Below are 18,224 nucleotides of genomic sequence, written 5' to 3' on the forward strand. Positions count from 1 at the left end.
TAAAGGAGACAGGTTGCCTTGTCCGTACAAAAAGAAATGAAAGAACCGATTCATTATGGTGATCCGGCGGCTACGGGCGGAATTTCCGTGTTCGACCAGGATTTTGATAACCTCTTCAGTTATGACGGCAATGATCTTGGCCTAAGCTACACGCCGCATCATTCGTCCTTCTGTCTATGGGCGCCTACTGCCTTCGAGGCAGAAGTTGTGCTCTATGATACCTGGCAGGATGCCGCGGGTGAGCATTTGCCGATGACCCGCGAGGTGCGCGGCACCTGGAGGCTGAATGTATCCGGTGATCTGGAAGGCAAATTTTACACTTACCGGGTACGGGTCGGAGAGCAGTGGAATGAAGCGGCTGATCCCTATGCCCGGGCTGTCGGGGTTAACGGTGACCGGAGTGCTGTTCTGGACATGTCCAAGACCAATCCTGAGCGCTGGACGGAAGACAAGCCGCAGCTTGCTGATCCGGTTGATTCTGTCATTTATGAGCTGCATCTGCGTGACTTGTCGGTTCATCCGGCAAGCGGCATTGTCCACAAAAGCCAGTACCTGGGCCTTGCCGAGGATGGTACCCGCGGCCCCGGCGGAATCGCCACCGGGCTGGATCATATCGCCGGCCTTGGGGTGACCCATGTGCAGCTGCTGCCCATTTATGACTATGCCACAGAGAGTGTTGACGAAACAATGCTGGATCAGCCCCACTACAATTGGGGCTACGATCCCAAAAACTATAATGCCCCGGAAGGCTCCTATGCCACCAATCCTTATGCTCCAGGTGTGCGTATCCGCGAACTGAAGACAATGATACAGGCGCTGCATGACCGCGGTCTGCGCGTTATTATGGATGTTGTCTACAATCACGTCTATGACGGCTTCCGCGTTAACTTCACGAAGCTGGTTCCCGGCTATTATCTCCGCTACAAGCAGGACGGCACTCTGTCTAACGGTTCAGGCTGCGGAAATGATGTCGCCAGCGAACGGCTGATGGTATCGCGCTTTATTGTGGAATCGGTCCTGTACTGGGCGGAGGAATATCATATTGACGGCTTCCGCTTTGATCTGATGGGCCTGCTGGATATTGGGACAATGCAGGAGATCCGCCGCCGGCTGGACGACATGGACCCTTCGATTATGACAATCGGTGAGGGCTGGATCATGGATACGGAGCTGGCACCCGAGAAGCTGGCCAGCCAGAGCAATGCGGACGTGCTGCCGGGCATCGGCCATTTCAACGACGGCTTCCGTGATGCAGTGAAGGGCAATATTTTCCGATATGAAGAGCAGGGATTCATCAGTGGCCGGCTAGGCCTGGAGAAGGCCGTCAAGACCGGGATTACCGGGGGGGTGGTTCATGGGCAGGAATCCGGACAGTTCGCCGACGAGCCGCAGCAGTGTGTGAACTTTGTGGAATGCCATGATAACCATACCCTCTGGGACAAAATCGTGCTGTCGACCCAGGGCGAAAGCGATGGACAGAGAGCGGCAATGCACCGCCTGGCGTCAGCAATGGTGCTGACCAGCCAGGGTATCCCTTTCCTGCACGCCGGGCAGGAGTTTATGCGTACCAAGGACGGCATTGAGAACAGCTATAAGTCTCCGGCTGAGGTCAACTGGATGGATTGGGAACGCTGCGCCGCGCGTTCCGCCGATGTTGATTATATGAAACGCCTGATTGCGCTGCGCAAGGCACACCCGGCCTTCCGCCTGCGCACCGCAGAGGAAATCCGGACGCAGCTGAGGTTTGAGCAGGCGCCGGCCGGTACGATTGCGTATACCCTGCGCGGCCATGCCGGCGGGGATACGGCAGAGCATCTGTATGTGCTCTATAATGCCAATCCGGCCGGAGCTTCCCTGAACCTGCCTGCCCTTGGCGAATGGAGCATTCTGTTCGGCGAAGAGCTGGCAGCACAGCCTGCCGGCGGTAAGCTTACAGTCAAGGAAATCGGAATGGTTGTGCTTGCTGTGCAGCCGTAGCCATATCGTTATATAAGTTCTGATAAACAACGGATGTCACTCCTGGTAGGGGGGCATCCGTATTTTTTTTGAATTAAAGGCCTATATTATGGAAAACTACTTCACCTGTCGTAGTAAATGTGTTAAGATTCAATTACTACGACAGATAAAGTAATTTGTGATAACGAAACTTTTAGGAGGGCAAATCTTGATCAGCAGTGATGTTATCCGGGGATACAACGATACGCTTATTCTCTACATGCTGCTTGATGGCGAATCTTACGGATATGAAATATCCAAGAACATCAGGAAGCTGTCAGAAGAAAAGTATGTCATGAAGGAAACCACCCTTTACTCCGCGTTCACCCGGCTTGAGAAGAACGGCTATATCGATTCTTTTTTTCAGGATGAAACGTTCGGCAAGAGACGCACCTATTACCGCATTACCCCGCTGGGTCTGGCCTATTACAAGGAGAAGTGCGCAGAATGGAAGGTTACACAAGAGGTTGTTAACAAATTCATAAAGGAGCTGTAGCCGCATGGATACGATTGCCGGATATTTGAACAATATGTTCGCTTCCCTGCCCAGGACAGAGCAGACGTATAACCTGAAACAGGATTTACTCGCAAATATGGAGGAGAAATATCACGAGCTCAAAAAAGAAGGGAAATCGGAGAATGAAGCGGTCGGCATCGTCATCTCGGAATTCGGCAATATTGATGAGCTGATCGATGAGCTGGGCATACAGGCAGGGGGAGAGGATACACTGCTTCCGCTGCTGGGACCTGAAGATACGTGGAGCTACACAGTGTCTAAAAAGAAAGCTGGGCTCATGGTGGGTATCGGCGTAATGCTGTGCATTATCGGCCCGGCGCTGCTGGTTTTTCTGGTTACTCTTGCTGAATACGGCTTTTTACGCGGTGTGATTTCAGAGGATGCTGCCGGAATAATTGGCGTCAGTGTATTGCTGGTGCTGGTCGCTTTTGCAATCGGACTGTTCATCTTCAGCAGCAATATGATGGAGAAATATAAGAAGTGGGAAAAAGGGCTTAAGCTGCCCTACTTTTTACGGACAGAGCTTGAGCAGCGCAGCCGCGCATTTGCACCCACCTACACCTTGTCGCTGACCCTGGGAATTTGCCTTTGCGTTCTGTCACCGGTTCTGATTATTGTCTGGGCTGCAATCAATGAGGATACTGCAGGATACGGAGTATCCGTTATGCTCCTGCTTATTGCGCTGGCTGTCTTTCTGTTCATCTATTACGGAACGATTAAGGAGAGCTTCAGCTTCCTGCTCAAGGAAGGTGAATTTGCCGAGCTCCCTCCTGAAAAGAAAGAGGAAAGACGTGTCATGGGCTCAATCGCAGGCATTATCTGGCCGCTCGCTGTATGCATTTTTCTCATAAGCGGCTTTGTGTTTAACCGCTGGGACATCAACTGGGTCGTATTCCCTGTGACCGGTATTCTTCTGGGCATCTTTAATTCGGTATATAATCTTGTCAAAGCCCGTTAGGGTCTCTTGTAAACGGCTTTACCCATCCCCGGAATTTTAATTAAAAAAGTGACATAGCTCATTTAGGCAGTAAAGGATCGATGATACTATATAGGCACTACTTTGCTGCTTTACAGTATCAAATGATCAGCCGGTGACAAAGAGTAACCATCTTTTTGGCGCCGAATGGGCAAGAATGCCGCTTCTATGATGTTGACCGGCGGCCAATCAGAGAAACTCGGAGGATGACTAGGAATGGGTAAAGCAACCGGATTTTTGGAATTTCAGCGGCAGACGGCCGCGGAGTGCGAGCCGCTGCAGCGTATTAAAGACTGGAATGAATTTTTGCTGCCAATGGATGAAGATAAACTGAAGGAGCAGGGCTCCCGCTGTATGGACTGCGGAACACCGTTCTGTCATGTGGGGCGCCTGCTCTCCGGGATGGCCTCCGGCTGTCCGCTGCATAATCTGATTCCCGAATGGAATGACCTGGTATACCGCGGCAACTGGCAGGTTGCCCTCAAGCGGCTGCATAAGACGAATAACTTTCCGGAATTTACAGGCCGTGTCTGTCCTTCCCCGTGCGAAGGCGCCTGTACTGTAGGGATGAACGGCAGCCCGGTCACAATCAAGACGATTGAACGCTCAATTGTAGACCGCGGCTTCGCCGAGGGCTGGATCGTTCCGGAGCCGCCGCTGGTGCGCACAGGCAAACGAGTAGCCGTTGTCGGCTCCGGGCCGGCCGGACTCGCCTGCGCCGCCCAGCTGAACAAAGCGGGTCACACGGTAACTGTCTACGAGCGGGCTGACCGGATCGGCGGACTGCTGACCTACGGGATTCCGAATATGAAGCTGGATAAGAAGACCGTTCAGCGCCGGGTGGACCTGCTGGCTGCTGAAGGCATTACTTTCGTAACCCGGACCGAGATCGGCAAGGATATTGCCGCCTCGCAGCTGCAGGAGGAGAATGATGCCGTTGTGCTGTGCGGCGGCTCGACCCAGGCGCGTGACCTGCCGATTGAAGGCCGCGAACTGCGCGGGATTCACCAGGCGATGGAATTCCTGACGCTGAATACGAAGAGTCTGCTCGATTCCGGCCTGGCTGACGGTGAATACCTGTCTGCGGCAGGCAAGGATGTAGTTGTCATCGGCGGCGGTGACACAGGTACTGACTGTGTGGCCACTTCCATCCGCCACGGCTGCCGCAGCGTGATCCAGCTGGAGATTATGCCGCAGTCCCCGCTGACCCGCCAGCCGGGCAATCCTTGGCCGGAATGGCCTAAGGTACTGAAGGTAGACTACGGACAGCATGAGGCCGCGGCTTTGTATAAGGAAGATCCGCGCCGCTATCTCGTTTCCTCGAAGCGTTTTGCCGGCGATGACGGCGGGCATGTGCAGGAGCTGCACACTGTGCGGATTGAGTGGGTCCGTAACGAGCAGGGCCGGATGGTGGCCCGGGAGGTGCCGGGCAGTGAGGAAGTGCTCAAGACACAGCTTGTGCTGCTGGCGCTGGGCTTCACCGGACCGGAAGATACACTGCTGGATCAGCTTGGGGTTGAGCGTGACGAACGTTCCAATGCCAAGGCAGAATTCGGGGTACAGGCAACCAGCGTTGAAGGTGTATTCACAGCTGGAGATATGCGCCGCGGACAGAGCCTTGTGGTCTGGGCCATTCAAGAGGGCCGTCAGACTGCCCGTGAGGTTGACCGCTACTTGATGGGGGCTTCCGATCTGCCGAAGTAAATTGAATAGTAAGCTGATTGACAGGACGCCTGCGGCGTCCTGTTTTGCGCTTGGCTGCATAGGGAAGTAAGATAAGGTAAAAAGAAGGCATGAAGGGAAGGTTATAACATGAAATTAATGTTTATCTCCGATATACACGGCTCGCTGCACTGGCTGGAGCAGGCACTGGCCAAGGCTGAAGAGGAACAGCCGCATACGCTTGTGATCCTGGGGGATTTTTTGTACCATGGTCCGCGTAATCCGCTTCCTGAGGGATATGACCCGCAGGAGGTTGCCGCCCGGCTGAATGCGTACGGCAAGTCGCTGGCCGCTGTACGCGGTAACTGTGATGCCGAGGTTGACCAGATGCTGCTGCAGTTTCCGATGATGGGTGATTATGTGCTGATCCTGCATGAAGGGCGGAAGATTTACGCCACTCACGGCCACGGATTCAGCATAGACCAGCTGCCTCCGCTTGCCCCGGGGGATGTTTTTATCCAGGGGCATACCCATCTGCCGGTAGCAGATGTGAAAGAGGGCATCTATGTGCTGAACCCGGGCTCAATCGCGCTGCCTAAAGAGAATAACCCGCATTCCTACGGTATTTTAGAGGACGGGAAATTTACGGTCAAGGATTTTGACGGTAATACAGTGAAGCAGATCCAACTGTGAAGACACATGTCCGGTCAGCTGAGCCAGGACTACAATGTTTCATCCAGTTATAACGAGCACGCAAAAAAGGGAGCTACGCGATAAACGCGGCTCCCTGACCTGAATCTAGCCCCCGGCACCATGGGTCAGAGGTTTAAAGATAGCCTCAGTTGTGTTGATTCCGGCATACGCCGGAAAGGCAAGGATGAATACAATACTAGCTGCTGACAACAATAACGCCATCTTTTTCTTCATTGATCCTTTGCACCTCGCTAATCGAAATGGTGTATTTTTGAATTTGTTCAGGTGATGCCGACTGCCGGTATTTCTCAAATAGAGCAACACATTTAACAGTAATGGTGTCATTCCTAATACTAACAGATGATTCCAAACTATCTAATAAGAAACGGAAGCCATTTTCGAAATTATTATGACGCAGATAATAAACGGCCAGTTCGGCCTGAAAACGGGTATACCGGTCACCGGTCAGCTGCTGGGTGAATTTCCCCAGGCGGCTGTGCTGTTCCCTGTAAGACAAAAAGTCCTTAAACTGCTCCAGGATCCCGTCAACATTGAAGTTATAACGGTTGGCGGCCTGCATAATTTTGAACAGGGCGGGAAAAATTTCGTTTTCTTTATTTTCCACATAACGTACGTATTCGGGAAGGACTTCTATATGACCTGCCATCAGACGGTACAAATACTTATTGGCGGCTGACCATTCCTGGAACTGCTCCATTACCCGCTGCTCTTCCGGCGTGTAAGGAGCCTTCACCCAGCTCATATCGGCATACAAAGAAGCATAATGCAGAGCCTTACTGTAGTTGCCCAGCTCATCAGACACAAGCGAACGCAGTAAGTAGGCATATAATATATAGTAAATCAGCGGCCGGGAAGGCTGCTTCTGCCCGGAGTCCTTCTTGAAATGCTTGTACTGCAGGCTGGACTTTTGCCCCAGCAGCTCGGCAAGCTCCTCCACCTTGTTCCAGCGGTGCATGGAGGCGAAGACATCAGCCAGATGCTTTAGTGCATCAAGCTGGTCAGCTTCATCCAGCCGCTCTATATAAGGCTCAAACTGATTCGCGGCATGCAGGTTGGATTCATGGTTCTCGCCCAGCCCGATGGTAAACAGCCTATACCGGCAAAGGGCCAGACGTTCGGAATGCTGGAAGCGTTCACCCTCGGCCACGCTTTCATACATCAGGGCAGCAGCGGCCAGCCGCCCCTGGGCGTACAGCTCCTCTGCGGTATCAAACAGCATTGGAGCATAAATCAGCTTGTCCATAATATGCTGGACTACGCGGTGAATTGCCTCCAGCTTATCCAGTTCTGCACAGCGCTGCAGCAGCGGCCCGATCCGCCGCCAGTCCGGAGCACCATTAATAATGTAATTGTCAACGTATAGTTCGTAGAAATACCCTTCAGGCAGGTTCATGGCTAGAGTAATCCGGTCCAGCTGCTGCATGGCAATTGGTCGGTGGCCTTGAATGACATTGCTGAGAGTACCGGAATTCATCCCGGACCGCGCGGCAAATTTAGATATGGTTAGAGCTTCTTGCTTCATATATTCTTCAAGCTCTGTTAAGATCGTGGATGCAGCTTCCAAATGATAACCACCTTTCACGCTGTGGGACCGATAATAAATATACATCTTCCAGTATTATACATAATCTAACGTTGGTCAATATTAGAGTACGGCGTATATGTGAAAACCTGCAGCTTTCTGCCAATTGAGCGTGTCCTTATATTATTGTATGATGGGTAAGAAGCATTTTTGCAAGTGCAGGCTGCTTCAAATATAACTGACAGAGGTATCTAACGAATGTATCCTAAAGAATTAAACTATACAATGCCGGCGGAGTGGGAAAAGCATGAACGGACCTTTATCTCCTGGCCGGTTCAGGCCTCCATGGTGTTCCCGGACAATTATAAATCCGTGAGTGAGGGTTATGCTGAGATTATAAAGGCTATTGCCGAGTTTGAGCCAGTTACAGTAATTGTAAACCCTGAGGAGCTGGAAGCGGTAGAGGCTTTTAATCTTGGTGATAATGTTACATTGCTGCCGGTGCGGCACAATGATGCCTGGCTGCGTGATAACGGGCCGACCTTTGTGGCAGCTGCTGACGGTAAGCTCGTCGGTGTGAACTGGAAGTTTAACGCGTGGGGCGGCAAATATATGCCGTGGGATCTTGATGATGAAGTGGCGCCGCAGATTCTGGATTCGCTGCAGGTTGAGCGTTTTGATGCACCGCTGGTGATGGAGGGCGGCTCTATTCACACGGATGGCGAAGGGACGCTGATCACAACCGAAGAGTGTCTGCTCAACACTAACCGTAACCCGGAGCTGAGCCGGGCGGAGATTGAGGAGTATGTACGCCAGTATACCGGTGCAGAATCGATTATCTGGCTGACCCGCGGCCTCAGCGGTGATGAGACTGACGGCCATGTTGATAATATCGCCTGCTTCGCAGCACCGGGGAAGGTCATTATCCAGGTCTGCGATGATCCGCAGGATGAGAACTATGAGATTACTCAGGAAAATCTGCGTATTCTGGAGAATACAGTAGACGCCAAAGGGCGTAAACTGGATATTGTCCGGATTCAGCAGCCGCCGCGTGTTGACTATGAAGACAGCCGGCTGACACTCAGCTATCTAAATTTCTATTTTGTGAACGGCGGCATCATTCTGCCGGTGTTCGGCGGTACAGCAGCAGAAACGGACAAACTTGCCGAGCAGCAGCTCGCAGCCTTGTTCCCTGACCGCAGAATCCGTACTGTGAATGGAATGGCCGTAATCGGCGAAGGCGGGAATGTACACTGCACCACGCAGCAGATGCCTGTACGTCATTAACTGAATTTTGCAAGGAGGACTGAATAGTGAGAAAAGTAAAAGTAGCCGCAACACAAATGAGCTGTTCCGGTGACATTGATGAGAATATCCGCAAGGCTGAGGTTTTGGTAAGAGAGGCGGCGGCACAGGGTGCACAGATTATTCTGCTGCAGGAGCTGTTCGAGACCCCGTATTTCTGCCAGAAGGAGAAATCCGACTATTACGCATATGCCACCGAGCTTGAGAACAATAAAGCGGTGAACCATTTCAAGGCGATTGCGAAGGAACTGCAGGTAGTACTTCCGATCAGCTTTTATGAGAAAAAGAACTATGCCCGCTACAATTCACTGGCCGTTATTGATGCCGATGGTACCGTGCTCGGTAAATACCGCAAGAGCCATATTCCTGACGGTCCGGGATACGAGGAGAAATTCTACTTTAATCCGGGTGACACCGGCTTTAAGGTCTGGAATACGCGCTATGCCAAAATCGGCGTAGGGGTATGCTGGGATCAATGGTATCCTGAAGCAGCACGGGTAATGAGCCTGATGGGCGCTGAAATTCTGTTCTACCCGACTGCCATCGGTTCAGAGCCGCAGGACGGTTCGATTGACTCCAAGGATCACTGGCAGACCTGTATGCTGGGACATGCAGCTGCTAACCTTATTCCTGTCATTGCCTCCAACCGGATCGGCGAGGAGAGCGACGAAGACTCCAGCATCAACTTCTACGGCTCCTCATTCATTGCCGGCCCGCAGGGTAACAAGATTGTTGAAGCAGGACGCGATGAGCAGACAGTGCTGGTTAGCGAGTTTGATCTGGACGCGCTTGAGGTCGGACGGATTGAGTGGGGCATTTTCCGTGACCGCCGCCCTGAGTTGTACCGGATGATCGCTTCTTATGACGGTGATCTCACTTTTTAAGCAGAAACGAAGCTACACAAGGCTATGGGGCTATCTCTCCGGAGGTAGCCTTTTTTTGCGTTCATAACAGAATAAATGCAAAAAGAAGTGTGCGAACCATATAAATGTTACAAAAATCCGATAACATGTTATGTAATATAACATATAAAAGAAAAGTTAATTGTCATAATTGCTTTAGTTTGATAAAATCGCTTTAAGTATTTTACAAAAATAGTAGGGGGATTGAATATGGGGATCGGTAAAAAGGTGTTCATGTCAGCTATGGTTGCATGTTCTATGCTGGCAATGGCGGGTTGCGGCTCAAATAATGAGGCCGGCGGTAATGCAGCTGCAGGTGAAAGCATCAAAATTGCCACTGATGCAAGCTACGCGCCAATGGAGTATATGGATACGGACACAATCAAGGGGTTTGATGTTGATTTCCTCAAGGCAGTAATGGAAGAAGCGGGAGTGAAGTACACTATCACCAATACCGGCTGGGATACCATGCTCACAAGCGTGCAGCAGGGGACGGAATATCAGGCCGGGGTGTCTTCGGTATCTATTACAGATGAGCGGAAGGAAACCTATGATTATTCCATCCCTTATTTTGAATCTACCAATATGATCATGGTGAAGGAAGGCAGTGACATCAAGAGTGCGCTTGATCTAAAAGATAAGGTTGTTGCCGTACAGGGGGCGACGACTGCGGATACGCTAATGAGCGATATTATGGGGGTCGACAACACTAACCTTAAGCGCTTTGACAGCAACGCGGTGGCACTGATGGAGCTGAATGCAGGCGGTGCGGATGCGGTAGTGGCTGATATTGCAATCGTAAATGAATATATCAAAAACAACCCGAAGGAAAAGCTGACCGGAATTCTGGACAAAGAGAACTTTGGTTCCGAGTACTACGGTATCTTGTATCCGAAGGGCAGCGAGTGGAAGGCGAAGCTCGACCCGGCCATCAAGGCCGTTATCGAAAACGGTAAGTATGCAGAAATCTATCAGGCATGGTTCGGTGAAGAGCCTGATACGGCAGCACTGCTGAACGCGGAGTAAGAAATACCTGGTGAACATCAAAGCGTGCGTAATGATTGCTATTGCGCATGCTTCTTTTTTTGAAAAGAAGATCAAAGAGAGAATAGAAAGAAGCAGAAGAGAAGGGACGAGTTCTATGGATTTCAGATTTGACCTCATTGTTCATTATTTACCGGTCTTTTTAAGAGGAACACTATTTACGATAGGGGTATCGGTAGTCTCTATCCTGATCGGCTCTATTCTGGGACTGGGCATCGGATTCGGCAAAATGGCCCCGAAGGCCATTTACCGCTGGCCATTTCATTTCTACATCAACTTTTTCCGGGGAACGCCGCTGTATGTACAGATTCTGATTGTGCATTTCGGGCTGATTCCGGCTTTTTACGGGACCACCAATGTGCTGATGACCTCGTTCGTAGCGCTCTCTTTGAATTCTGCCGCCTATTCTGCAGAGATTTTCCGCGCAGGCATCCAGTCGATTGATCCCGGACAGCGCGAGGCCGCCTTGTCACTGGGCATGACCAAATGGCAGGCGATGCGGTTCATTATTCTGCCGCAGGCGATCAAGCGGATGGTTCCGGCCTTCGGGAATGAATTTATCGTTCTGGTCAAGGATTCGTCCCTGCTGGCCCTGGTAGCGGCACCGGAAATTATGTTCTGGAGCAATACCATGAAAGGCCAGTATCTCCGGATCTGGGAGCCGTATCTGACGGCAGCCCTTATTTATTTCGTGCTTACCTACTCCCTCAGCAAGCTGCTCAATTATATTGAACGGAAGGTGTAACTTGTATGGAGCCTATCATCAAAGTTAGACATTTGAATAAATTCTTTGGAAGTCACCAGGTGCTGACGGATATTAACGCTGATATTCGCAGCCGGGAGGTTGTGGTCGTTATCGGGCCTTCGGGTTCAGGCAAGTCGACCTTTCTGCGCTGTCTTAACCTGCTGGAGCAGCCGCAGAGCGGCGATATTATTATTGAAGGCACTTCCTTGATGGATAAAAACACGAGGATTAACGATATCCGTACAGAGGTTGGCATGGTGTTCCAGCAGTTTAATCTGTTCCCGCACAAAAAGGTAATCGAGAATATTATGCTGGCTCCGGTACAGGTGCGTAAGTGGCCTGCGGATAAAGCGCGGCAAAAGGCGCTGGAGCTGCTGCAAAAGGTTGGGTTAAGCGACAAAGCAGAGGTGTACCCGGCTTCACTGTCCGGCGGGCAAGCGCAGCGGGTGGCTATCGCCAGGGCGCTGGCGATGGAGCCCAAGATCATGCTCTTTGATGAACCGACCTCAGCGCTTGATCCGGAGATGGTTGGTGAGGTGCTGGCGGTCATGAAGGACCTGGCCCGTGAAGGAATGACGATGGTTGTCGTTACGCATGAAATGGGTTTTGCGCGTGAGGTAGGGGATCGCGTCCTGTTCATGGAGCAGGGTGTGATTGTGGAGGAAGGTGCGCCTGAGCAGTTGTTCGGGGGCCCGTCCCATGAGCGTACCCGTGAGTTTCTCTCTAAAGTATTGTGAAAATCTGTCAAACTAGAATATTGCTATTCAATCGGTTATATTAGAGTGGTAGGCTGAATGCCGATGAAATTAGCAAATATCTGTCGAATGACGGAGAGGAGGCTCTCTGCTATCTTTTGTTTATCATAATTCCGAAATGATAGAAGGAGAATACAATGAGCACATTTAAAAACTGGTTGAACACCACCAAAAACGGACTAACTGAACAGGTAAAGAAATTTAAAAATAAAGACTTCATGAATGCGGTGGTTGCGGGCTGTGCCCTGGTAGCTGCTGCTGACGGCAAGATCGAGGAAACCGAGAAAAACAAGATGGCCGGCTACATGAACCTGAGCAATGAGCTGAAGGTATTCGATATGAGAGACGTCATTAACCAGTTCAATTTCTATGTCAGTAATTTTGACTTCTCCCCGGAGATCGGCAAGCAGGAAGCGCTTAAGGCGATCGGTAAATTTACCGGCAAGCCTGAAGTCGGACGCGTTATTGTAGGCGTCTGCTCCGCAATTGGAGCTGCTGATGGTGACTTTGACGAGAACGAGAAGGCAATTGTCCGCAATATCTGCGGTGTGCTGGGGCTTAATCCCGGCGAGTTCAGCCTCTAGGACGCGCAGAACTTTTATTGGATTCGTATGAAACGAAATGAAATGCAGCCCGTATCACTGATAGAACATCCTCATGCTAGATTTGCAGGCTGTGATTCTTTTTGGGAACGGAGGTATTTTGAATTGGCTGGAATTAATCTTGTAAAAGGACAGAAGATTGATCTTACTAAAGGAAATGCCGGACTGACAAATGTTGTTGTAGGCCTCGGCTGGGATCCGGCTGAGCCTGCCCGCGGATTCTTCGGAGTGAAGAAACAGGCCAATGTGGACTGTGATGCTTCGGCGATCCTGCTTAGCGAAGGCGGCAAGCTGGTGAGCAAAACAAACCTGGTATGCTTCCATAACAAACAGAATCCCAATAATTCGGTTGTTCACTCGGGTGATAACCTGACCGGTGACGGTGACGGTGATGACGAACAGATCAAGGTAAATCTGAAGGCGATTCCTTCCGATGTGCACAGGGTTCTCGTAGTAGTTAATATCTATGATGCTGTTAACCGCAAGCAGGATTTCGGAATGATCAAATCCGCGTATATCCGGATTGTTAATGCAACCGGCAGCAACGAGCTGGTACGGTTCAATCTGACAGACAATTATACCGGCTTTACGGCACTGATCTGCGGGGAACTCTACCGTCATGGCGAAGAATGGAAATTTGCAGCCATCGGTGAAGGTGCCCATGCAGCACATATTAATCAGCTGGCTGAACGATACATCTAAATGTAATTCATTCTAATAGAAGAGAGGTTTTTATCCATGGCAATTAACTTATCCAAAGGGCAAAAGATTGATCTGACGAAAACGAATCCGGGCTTGTCCAAAATTAAAGTAGGTCTTGGCTGGGACACCAACAAGTATGATGGCGGCAAGGACTTTGACCTTGATGTTTCCGTATTCCTGACTAATGCAAACGGTAAAGTGGATAAAGAAACCAACTTCATCTTCTTCAATAACAAGCAGAACGAGAACGGCTCTGTAGTCCACGCCGGAGACAACCGCACCGGCGAAGGTGACGGCGATGATGAGGTCGTCGATATTGACCTGAAGAACATTCCTGCGGATGTTGAAAAGGTAGCTTTCACTATTACAATTTATGAAGCTGAACAGAGAAGCCAGAATTTCGGACAGGTCTCCCGTTCTTATGTGCGTATCGTGAATGAGGAAACCAATGTAGAGCTGATCCGCTTTGACCTTGGCGAAGATTTCTCCATCGAAACCGGCGTGGTTGTCGGCGAACTGTACCGCAATGCGGGCGAATGGAAATTCAGTGCAATCGGCAGCGGCTACAAGGACGGTCTGGCCGGCCTTACCCGCGACTACGGGCTGCAATAAAACAGGAAAGAGGGTTTAGCCAGTGACAATCAGTCTTTCCAAAGGACAGCGGATTGATCTGACCAAGACCAATCCGGGTCTGACGAAAGTTGTAGTAGGGTTGGGTTGGGATACAAACCGGTACAGCGGGGGCAATGATTTTGACCTGGATGCATCTGCGTTCCTGTTGCATGAGAATGGCAAAGCCAAAGGCGAAGATGACTTCGTCTTCTATAACAATCCGAGCGGCGGCGCAGGTGCTGTAACACATACCGGTGATAACCGGACCGGTGCCGGCGACGGAGATGATGAACAGATTATTGTTGACTTCAGCAAGGTTCCGGCCCAGATCCAGCGGGTCGGCATTACGGTAACCATCTATGATGCAGAGAGCCGGTCCCAGAATTTCGGGCAGGTCTCTAATGCATTTGTACGCGTGGTTGACGCTGTAAGTGAACGCGAAGTGCTGCGGTTCGATCTTGGAGAAGACTTCTCCACAGAAACGGCTGTTGTATTCTGTGAATTTTACCGCCATGGTGCGGATTGGAAGTTCCAGGCGGTCGGCAGCGGCTTTGCCGGCGGACTGGCAGCATTATGCCGGAATTATGGGCTGGATGCGCAATAGTAATGGCAGCTTTGTCGCTTCAAAGGCGGGATCCCCAGTGATCCTGCCCTTTTTAAAATATTGAATCTGTAAAGCTAACGTTCAAAGGTGGCCTAAGCATATGAGCATAGAAGCAACAAAGGGTCAGAAGGTAGATTTGACGCGCGGAAATCCCGGACTCCGGTCCCTGATCGTAGAAATCAGCTGGCGCGCTTCGGCAGATATGGAGATTGACGCTTCTGCTTTTTTGCTGGGGGCAGATGCTAAGGTTAGCGGTGATGATGATCTGATCTTTTATAATAATCCGGTTACACCCTTTATCCGCTATAAGGATATGCCGGCCAGCGGCTCAAGCGGCTTGAAGCATTTCGAAATTGAACTGGACCAGGTCCCCTCTGATATGATGAGGATCGCATTTGCAATCACCCTTTATAATGGTGAAAGCCGCAGGCAGACATTCGGTCAAATGAGTGATGCCCAGTGCCGGATTCTCAACCGGATCACCGGCGAGGAAATTATGCGATGTAATCTTGGAAATCATTTCTCTGTGGAAACGGCTGTTGTAGTAGGAGAATTATATAGATATAACGCAGACTGGAAGTTCAGTGCTGTTGTAGCCGGTTTTGAAGGCGGACTCAAAGCATTGTGCGGAAATTACGGGATTGAGGTAGAGGACGAGCCAGCTCCTCCCAAAACGGAAAACCCGCCGCCGCGTCAGGAACCTGTGCCGCCTCCCCCACCTGCAGCTCCACCGGTCCCTCCCCTTAACCTCAATCTGAAAAAGATTGAACTTAAGAAAAAGGGCGATTCTATTAATTTGAAGAAATCGGCTTCCGGCCTGGGAGAATTATTAATTAATCTGAACTGGACCCAGAGGCAGGGCGGAGGCTTGTTTAGCCGTAAGGGCGGTGTGGATCTGGATCTGGCCTGTCTGTATGAATTAAAGAATGGCGATAGAGGGGTTGTTCAGGCGCTGGGCAACTTATTCGGAAGTCTTCAGCAGCCGCCTTATGTGATGCTCGATGGCGACGACCGGACCGGCTCGGTCAAATCGGGTGAAAATCTGCGGATTAACGGCAGTAAGGTAGCTGAATTCAGAAGGATTCTGATCTTTTCATTTATCTATCAGGGAGTTACCCAATGGTCTGAAGCAGATGGTGTTATTACAATCCGTCAGGGCGATGGGCCGGAGATCATCGTGAATCTGGATGAGCATGATAACCGCAAGGGATTATGCGCGATTGCGCTTATACAAAACGTTGGGGATGAGACGTTCAGTATCGAGCGTGTCGTGCAATATTTCAGCGGCCACCGGGAGATGGACCAGGCCTATGGCTGGGGATTGAACTGGGTAACAGGCAGTAAATAATTGATATTTTTCCGGAGGCGCATTATGAATGAGTTGGCTAAGCGAGTTTTTTAGAAGCATCAGTGACAATTATGGTCACTTCTTTTCCTGGGGCGATATAGCGGCGACGCTGTCTGATCCGGTCAGCTGGGGGATTATCGGCAGTCTGGTTCTGCTGGAGGGCCTGCTCTCTGCCGATAACGCGCTTGTCCTGGCGGTTATGGTACGGCATTTGCCGAAAGAGCAGCAGAAGAAGGCACTCTTTTACGGTATTTTGGGAGCCTATGTGTTCAGGTTCCTGGCGATCGGGCTTGGAACCTACCTGATTGAGTTCACGCTTGTCAAAGTTTTGGGAGCCCTGTATCTCTTTTATATCGCATATAAAGGATTATTTAAGGGCAGCGGAGAAGAAGGACATACGCAGAATAAAGGCGCCTCCTTTTGGAAGACGGTCCTGCTTGTTGAATTAATGGATATTGCTTTCAGTATTGATAGTGTTATCGCAGCCTTCGGTCTGAGCAGTGAAGTATGGGTGCTGTTCCTGGGCGGTATTCTCGGCGTACTGATGATGCGCGGAGTAGCACAGGTATTCCTCAAGCTGATTGCAAAATTCCCTGAGCTGGAGCAGGCGGCATTCCTGCTGATTGCTATTATTGCCGGTAAGATGCTTGCGGGAGCCTTCGGATATGAATTGCCGCATGCCATATTCTTCACCGTTCTGATTGCGGTCTTTGCGGGAACCATGCTGTATAGTTCCGCAAAGAAAAAGAAGGAGATTGATAAACAAGCTTAATAGTCAGAGCTTCGGGGGCAGGAGGCCTTCGCAGGGAAGGTGCAGGCCTCAGCGTCCGGTAATCGTATATGTAATAGTGTAGCCATTGCTTGTATTTGAGAAAGCCGGCAGCCGTCCCCGACAGGACGGCTTAACCGGTTCTGCAGTTCTCTATAAGGAGAGGCTATTCTGTTATTGTTTTGCCTCGTTTTGCACAACTATTAGGGGGAACGGCCTTTGAGATATTTCGATTACCTGACTAAGGAACAAGAAACGTCATTATTCTACTCTCCGCCTGTTTCGTTTAATCAATATACCGCCAAGGATTTATTGGCTTATGCCGTAGGTGCAGCGCTGTATATGCCCGCCACCCGCTCCAGTGTGGCCGAGGACATTCTCAAGCTGAGGGCATCAGGTCTTGTGACTGTCATTATAGATCTGGAGGATGCCATTGGCGACGGGGAAGTCTGTTTTGCTGAGGAGTCCGTGATCAGGCATTTGTCCTTCCTGTCTGCTTATGCCGAGAATGAGCCGGATCCCCTAAACAGCCTGCCGCTGATCTTCATCCGTGTGCGGAACCCTGTACAGCTGCAGCAACTGATTTTCCGGCTGGGACCGCTGGTTACGATGCTTACCGGTTTTGTCTTCCCTAAATTTACGGCTGAAAACGGGGCCGATTTCTTTGAAGCTATCGCCGATTACAACAGTTCACGCAGCTATAACGCGCCTGTCCTGTACGGCATGCCGATTCTGGAGAGTGCCCCGATTATATACCGGGAGAGCCGGCCGGGCAGCCTGCTTGCTATCCGTGATCTGCTGGATGATTACCGTGATTATGTACTGAATGTAAGAATCGGGGCAACTGATTTCTCCAGTCTGTTCGGCCTGCGCCGCAGTCCGGAGATCAGTATCTATGAGCTTGCACCGGTCCGGGACTGTATCTCCGAAATCCTCAATATATTCGGCAGAGTAGAAGAGGGATATGTTATTTCTGGGCCTGTATGGGAGTATTTTGGCAATAAGGGCCGCCGCAGTCTCCTGCCTCCGCTGCGTCAGCTGCCGTTTGAAGAACCCTTTGGGCGGCAGACGCGTGAGGTAAGCCGCGTTTCCAGTGCCGTTGACGGCCTGATCCGTGAAGTGAAGCTGGATAAAGAAAACGGCATTGTAGGCAAGACGATCATCCACCCGTCCCAGCTGAGACCTGTACAGGCCATGTATTCGGTCATGCATGAGGAATATGTGGATGCCTTGAGTATCATCGAGAGCAACGACGGTAGCCGTGGCGTGTTCAAAAGTGAATATTTTAACAAGATGAATGAAATCAAGCCGCATTTGAACTGGGCGAAGCGAATTTTACAACGATCTCAAGTATACGGGGTGTTACATGAAGAACAGCATTTTACCTACCTGCTACCCGAAAACGAATATACACACGTTTAATATTGTCGAGAATCTGCAGGTTACGGTA

At 50.6% G+C, this 18,224-nt stretch carries 18 protein-coding genes; 17 read left to right on the forward strand and 1 reads right to left on the reverse strand.

Annotated features, from left to right (window positions below; genetic code table 11):
• Window positions 1-18: 18 nt before the first annotated feature.
• From pulA to yfcE, 5 genes are all read left to right on the forward strand, one after another.
• Window positions 19-1,977, forward strand: coding sequence for a type I pullulanase (gene pulA, locus NST84_RS01590; protein WP_342563930.1), 1,959 nt, complete (start codon window positions 19-21; stop codon window positions 1,975-1,977).
• A 187-nt stretch (window positions 1,978-2,164) separates the two neighbouring features.
• The gene (locus tag NST84_RS01595) at window positions 2,165-2,491 is read left to right on the forward strand and encodes a PadR family transcriptional regulator (protein ID WP_342563931.1); all 327 of its coding nucleotides are present in this window, start codon (window positions 2,165-2,167) and stop codon (window positions 2,489-2,491) included.
• 4 nt (window positions 2,492-2,495) lie between these two features.
• Window positions 2,496-3,470: a permease prefix domain 1-containing protein gene (locus NST84_RS01600; protein ID WP_342563932.1), complete on the forward strand. Its 975-nt coding sequence runs from the start codon at window positions 2,496-2,498 to the stop codon at window positions 3,468-3,470.
• Window positions 3,471-3,704: 234 nt separating this feature from the next.
• Window positions 3,705-5,192 carry a glutamate synthase subunit beta gene (locus NST84_RS01605; RefSeq protein ID WP_342563933.1) on the forward strand — a complete coding sequence of 496 codons (1,488 nt, stop codon included), beginning with the start codon at window positions 3,705-3,707 and terminating at the stop codon, window positions 5,190-5,192.
• A 108-nt stretch (window positions 5,193-5,300) separates the two neighbouring features.
• Window positions 5,301-5,843 (forward strand): phosphodiesterase, encoded by a 543-nt coding sequence (gene yfcE / locus NST84_RS01610; RefSeq protein ID WP_342563934.1) that lies wholly within the window; start codon window positions 5,301-5,303, stop codon window positions 5,841-5,843.
• A gap of 196 nt (window positions 5,844-6,039) precedes the next feature.
• On the opposite strand, the gene NST84_RS01615 is transcribed toward yfcE, so the two are convergent.
• Entirely contained in the window at window positions 6,040-7,428 is a 1,389-nt protein-coding gene (locus NST84_RS01615) for a helix-turn-helix transcriptional regulator (RefSeq protein ID WP_342563935.1), read from the reverse strand.
• Window positions 7,429-7,644: 216 nt separating this feature from the next.
• Here NST84_RS01615 and NST84_RS01620 point away from each other — a divergent pair, with 216 nt between their 5' ends.
• From NST84_RS01620 to NST84_RS01675, 12 genes are all read left to right on the forward strand, one after another.
• Window positions 7,645-8,673 (forward strand): agmatine deiminase family protein, encoded by a 1,029-nt coding sequence (locus tag NST84_RS01620; RefSeq protein ID WP_342563936.1) that lies wholly within the window; start codon window positions 7,645-7,647, stop codon window positions 8,671-8,673.
• Between the two features lie 26 nt (window positions 8,674-8,699).
• A complete protein-coding gene (aguB, locus tag NST84_RS01625; protein ID WP_342563937.1) occupies window positions 8,700-9,575 on the forward strand; it encodes an N-carbamoylputrescine amidase in 876 nt (291 codons plus the stop codon).
• Between the two features lie 228 nt (window positions 9,576-9,803).
• The gene (locus NST84_RS01630) at window positions 9,804-10,619 is read left to right on the forward strand and encodes a transporter substrate-binding domain-containing protein (RefSeq protein WP_342563938.1); all 816 of its coding nucleotides are present in this window, start codon (window positions 9,804-9,806) and stop codon (window positions 10,617-10,619) included.
• A 115-nt stretch (window positions 10,620-10,734) separates the two neighbouring features.
• Window positions 10,735-11,382, forward strand: a complete 648-nt coding sequence (locus NST84_RS01635; RefSeq protein ID WP_342563939.1) for an amino acid ABC transporter permease — start codon at window positions 10,735-10,737, stop codon at window positions 11,380-11,382.
• Window positions 11,383-11,396: 14 nt separating this feature from the next.
• Window positions 11,397-12,119, forward strand: a complete 723-nt coding sequence (locus NST84_RS01640) for an amino acid ABC transporter ATP-binding protein (RefSeq protein ID WP_342566320.1) — start codon at window positions 11,397-11,399, stop codon at window positions 12,117-12,119.
• Between the two features lie 155 nt (window positions 12,120-12,274).
• Window positions 12,275-12,721, forward strand: coding sequence for a tellurite resistance TerB family protein (locus NST84_RS01645; RefSeq protein ID WP_342563940.1), 447 nt, complete (start codon window positions 12,275-12,277; stop codon window positions 12,719-12,721).
• A gap of 123 nt (window positions 12,722-12,844) precedes the next feature.
• Window positions 12,845-13,441 (forward strand): TerD family protein, encoded by a 597-nt coding sequence (locus NST84_RS01650; protein WP_342563941.1) that lies wholly within the window; start codon window positions 12,845-12,847, stop codon window positions 13,439-13,441.
• 36 nt (window positions 13,442-13,477) lie between these two features.
• Complete coding sequence (locus NST84_RS01655; protein ID WP_342563942.1) at window positions 13,478-14,053, forward strand: TerD family protein; 576 nt, start codon at window positions 13,478-13,480, stop codon at window positions 14,051-14,053.
• A gap of 22 nt (window positions 14,054-14,075) precedes the next feature.
• Entirely contained in the window at window positions 14,076-14,657 is a 582-nt protein-coding gene (locus tag NST84_RS01660; protein WP_342563943.1) for a TerD family protein, read from the forward strand.
• Between the two features lie 100 nt (window positions 14,658-14,757).
• Complete coding sequence (locus tag NST84_RS01665; RefSeq protein WP_342563944.1) at window positions 14,758-16,005, forward strand: TerD family protein; 1,248 nt, start codon at window positions 14,758-14,760, stop codon at window positions 16,003-16,005.
• A 28-nt stretch (window positions 16,006-16,033) separates the two neighbouring features.
• Complete coding sequence (locus NST84_RS01670) at window positions 16,034-16,777, forward strand: TerC family protein (protein WP_342563945.1); 744 nt, start codon at window positions 16,034-16,036, stop codon at window positions 16,775-16,777.
• 216 nt (window positions 16,778-16,993) lie between these two features.
• The gene (locus NST84_RS01675) at window positions 16,994-18,196 is read left to right on the forward strand and encodes an HpcH/HpaI aldolase/citrate lyase family protein (RefSeq protein ID WP_342563946.1); all 1,203 of its coding nucleotides are present in this window, start codon (window positions 16,994-16,996) and stop codon (window positions 18,194-18,196) included.
• Window positions 18,197-18,224 lie beyond the last annotated feature (28 nt).

The organism is Paenibacillus sp. FSL R7-0345 (genome assembly GCF_038595055.1).
Lineage (GTDB): Bacteria > Bacillota > Bacilli > Paenibacillales > Paenibacillaceae > Paenibacillus_AQ.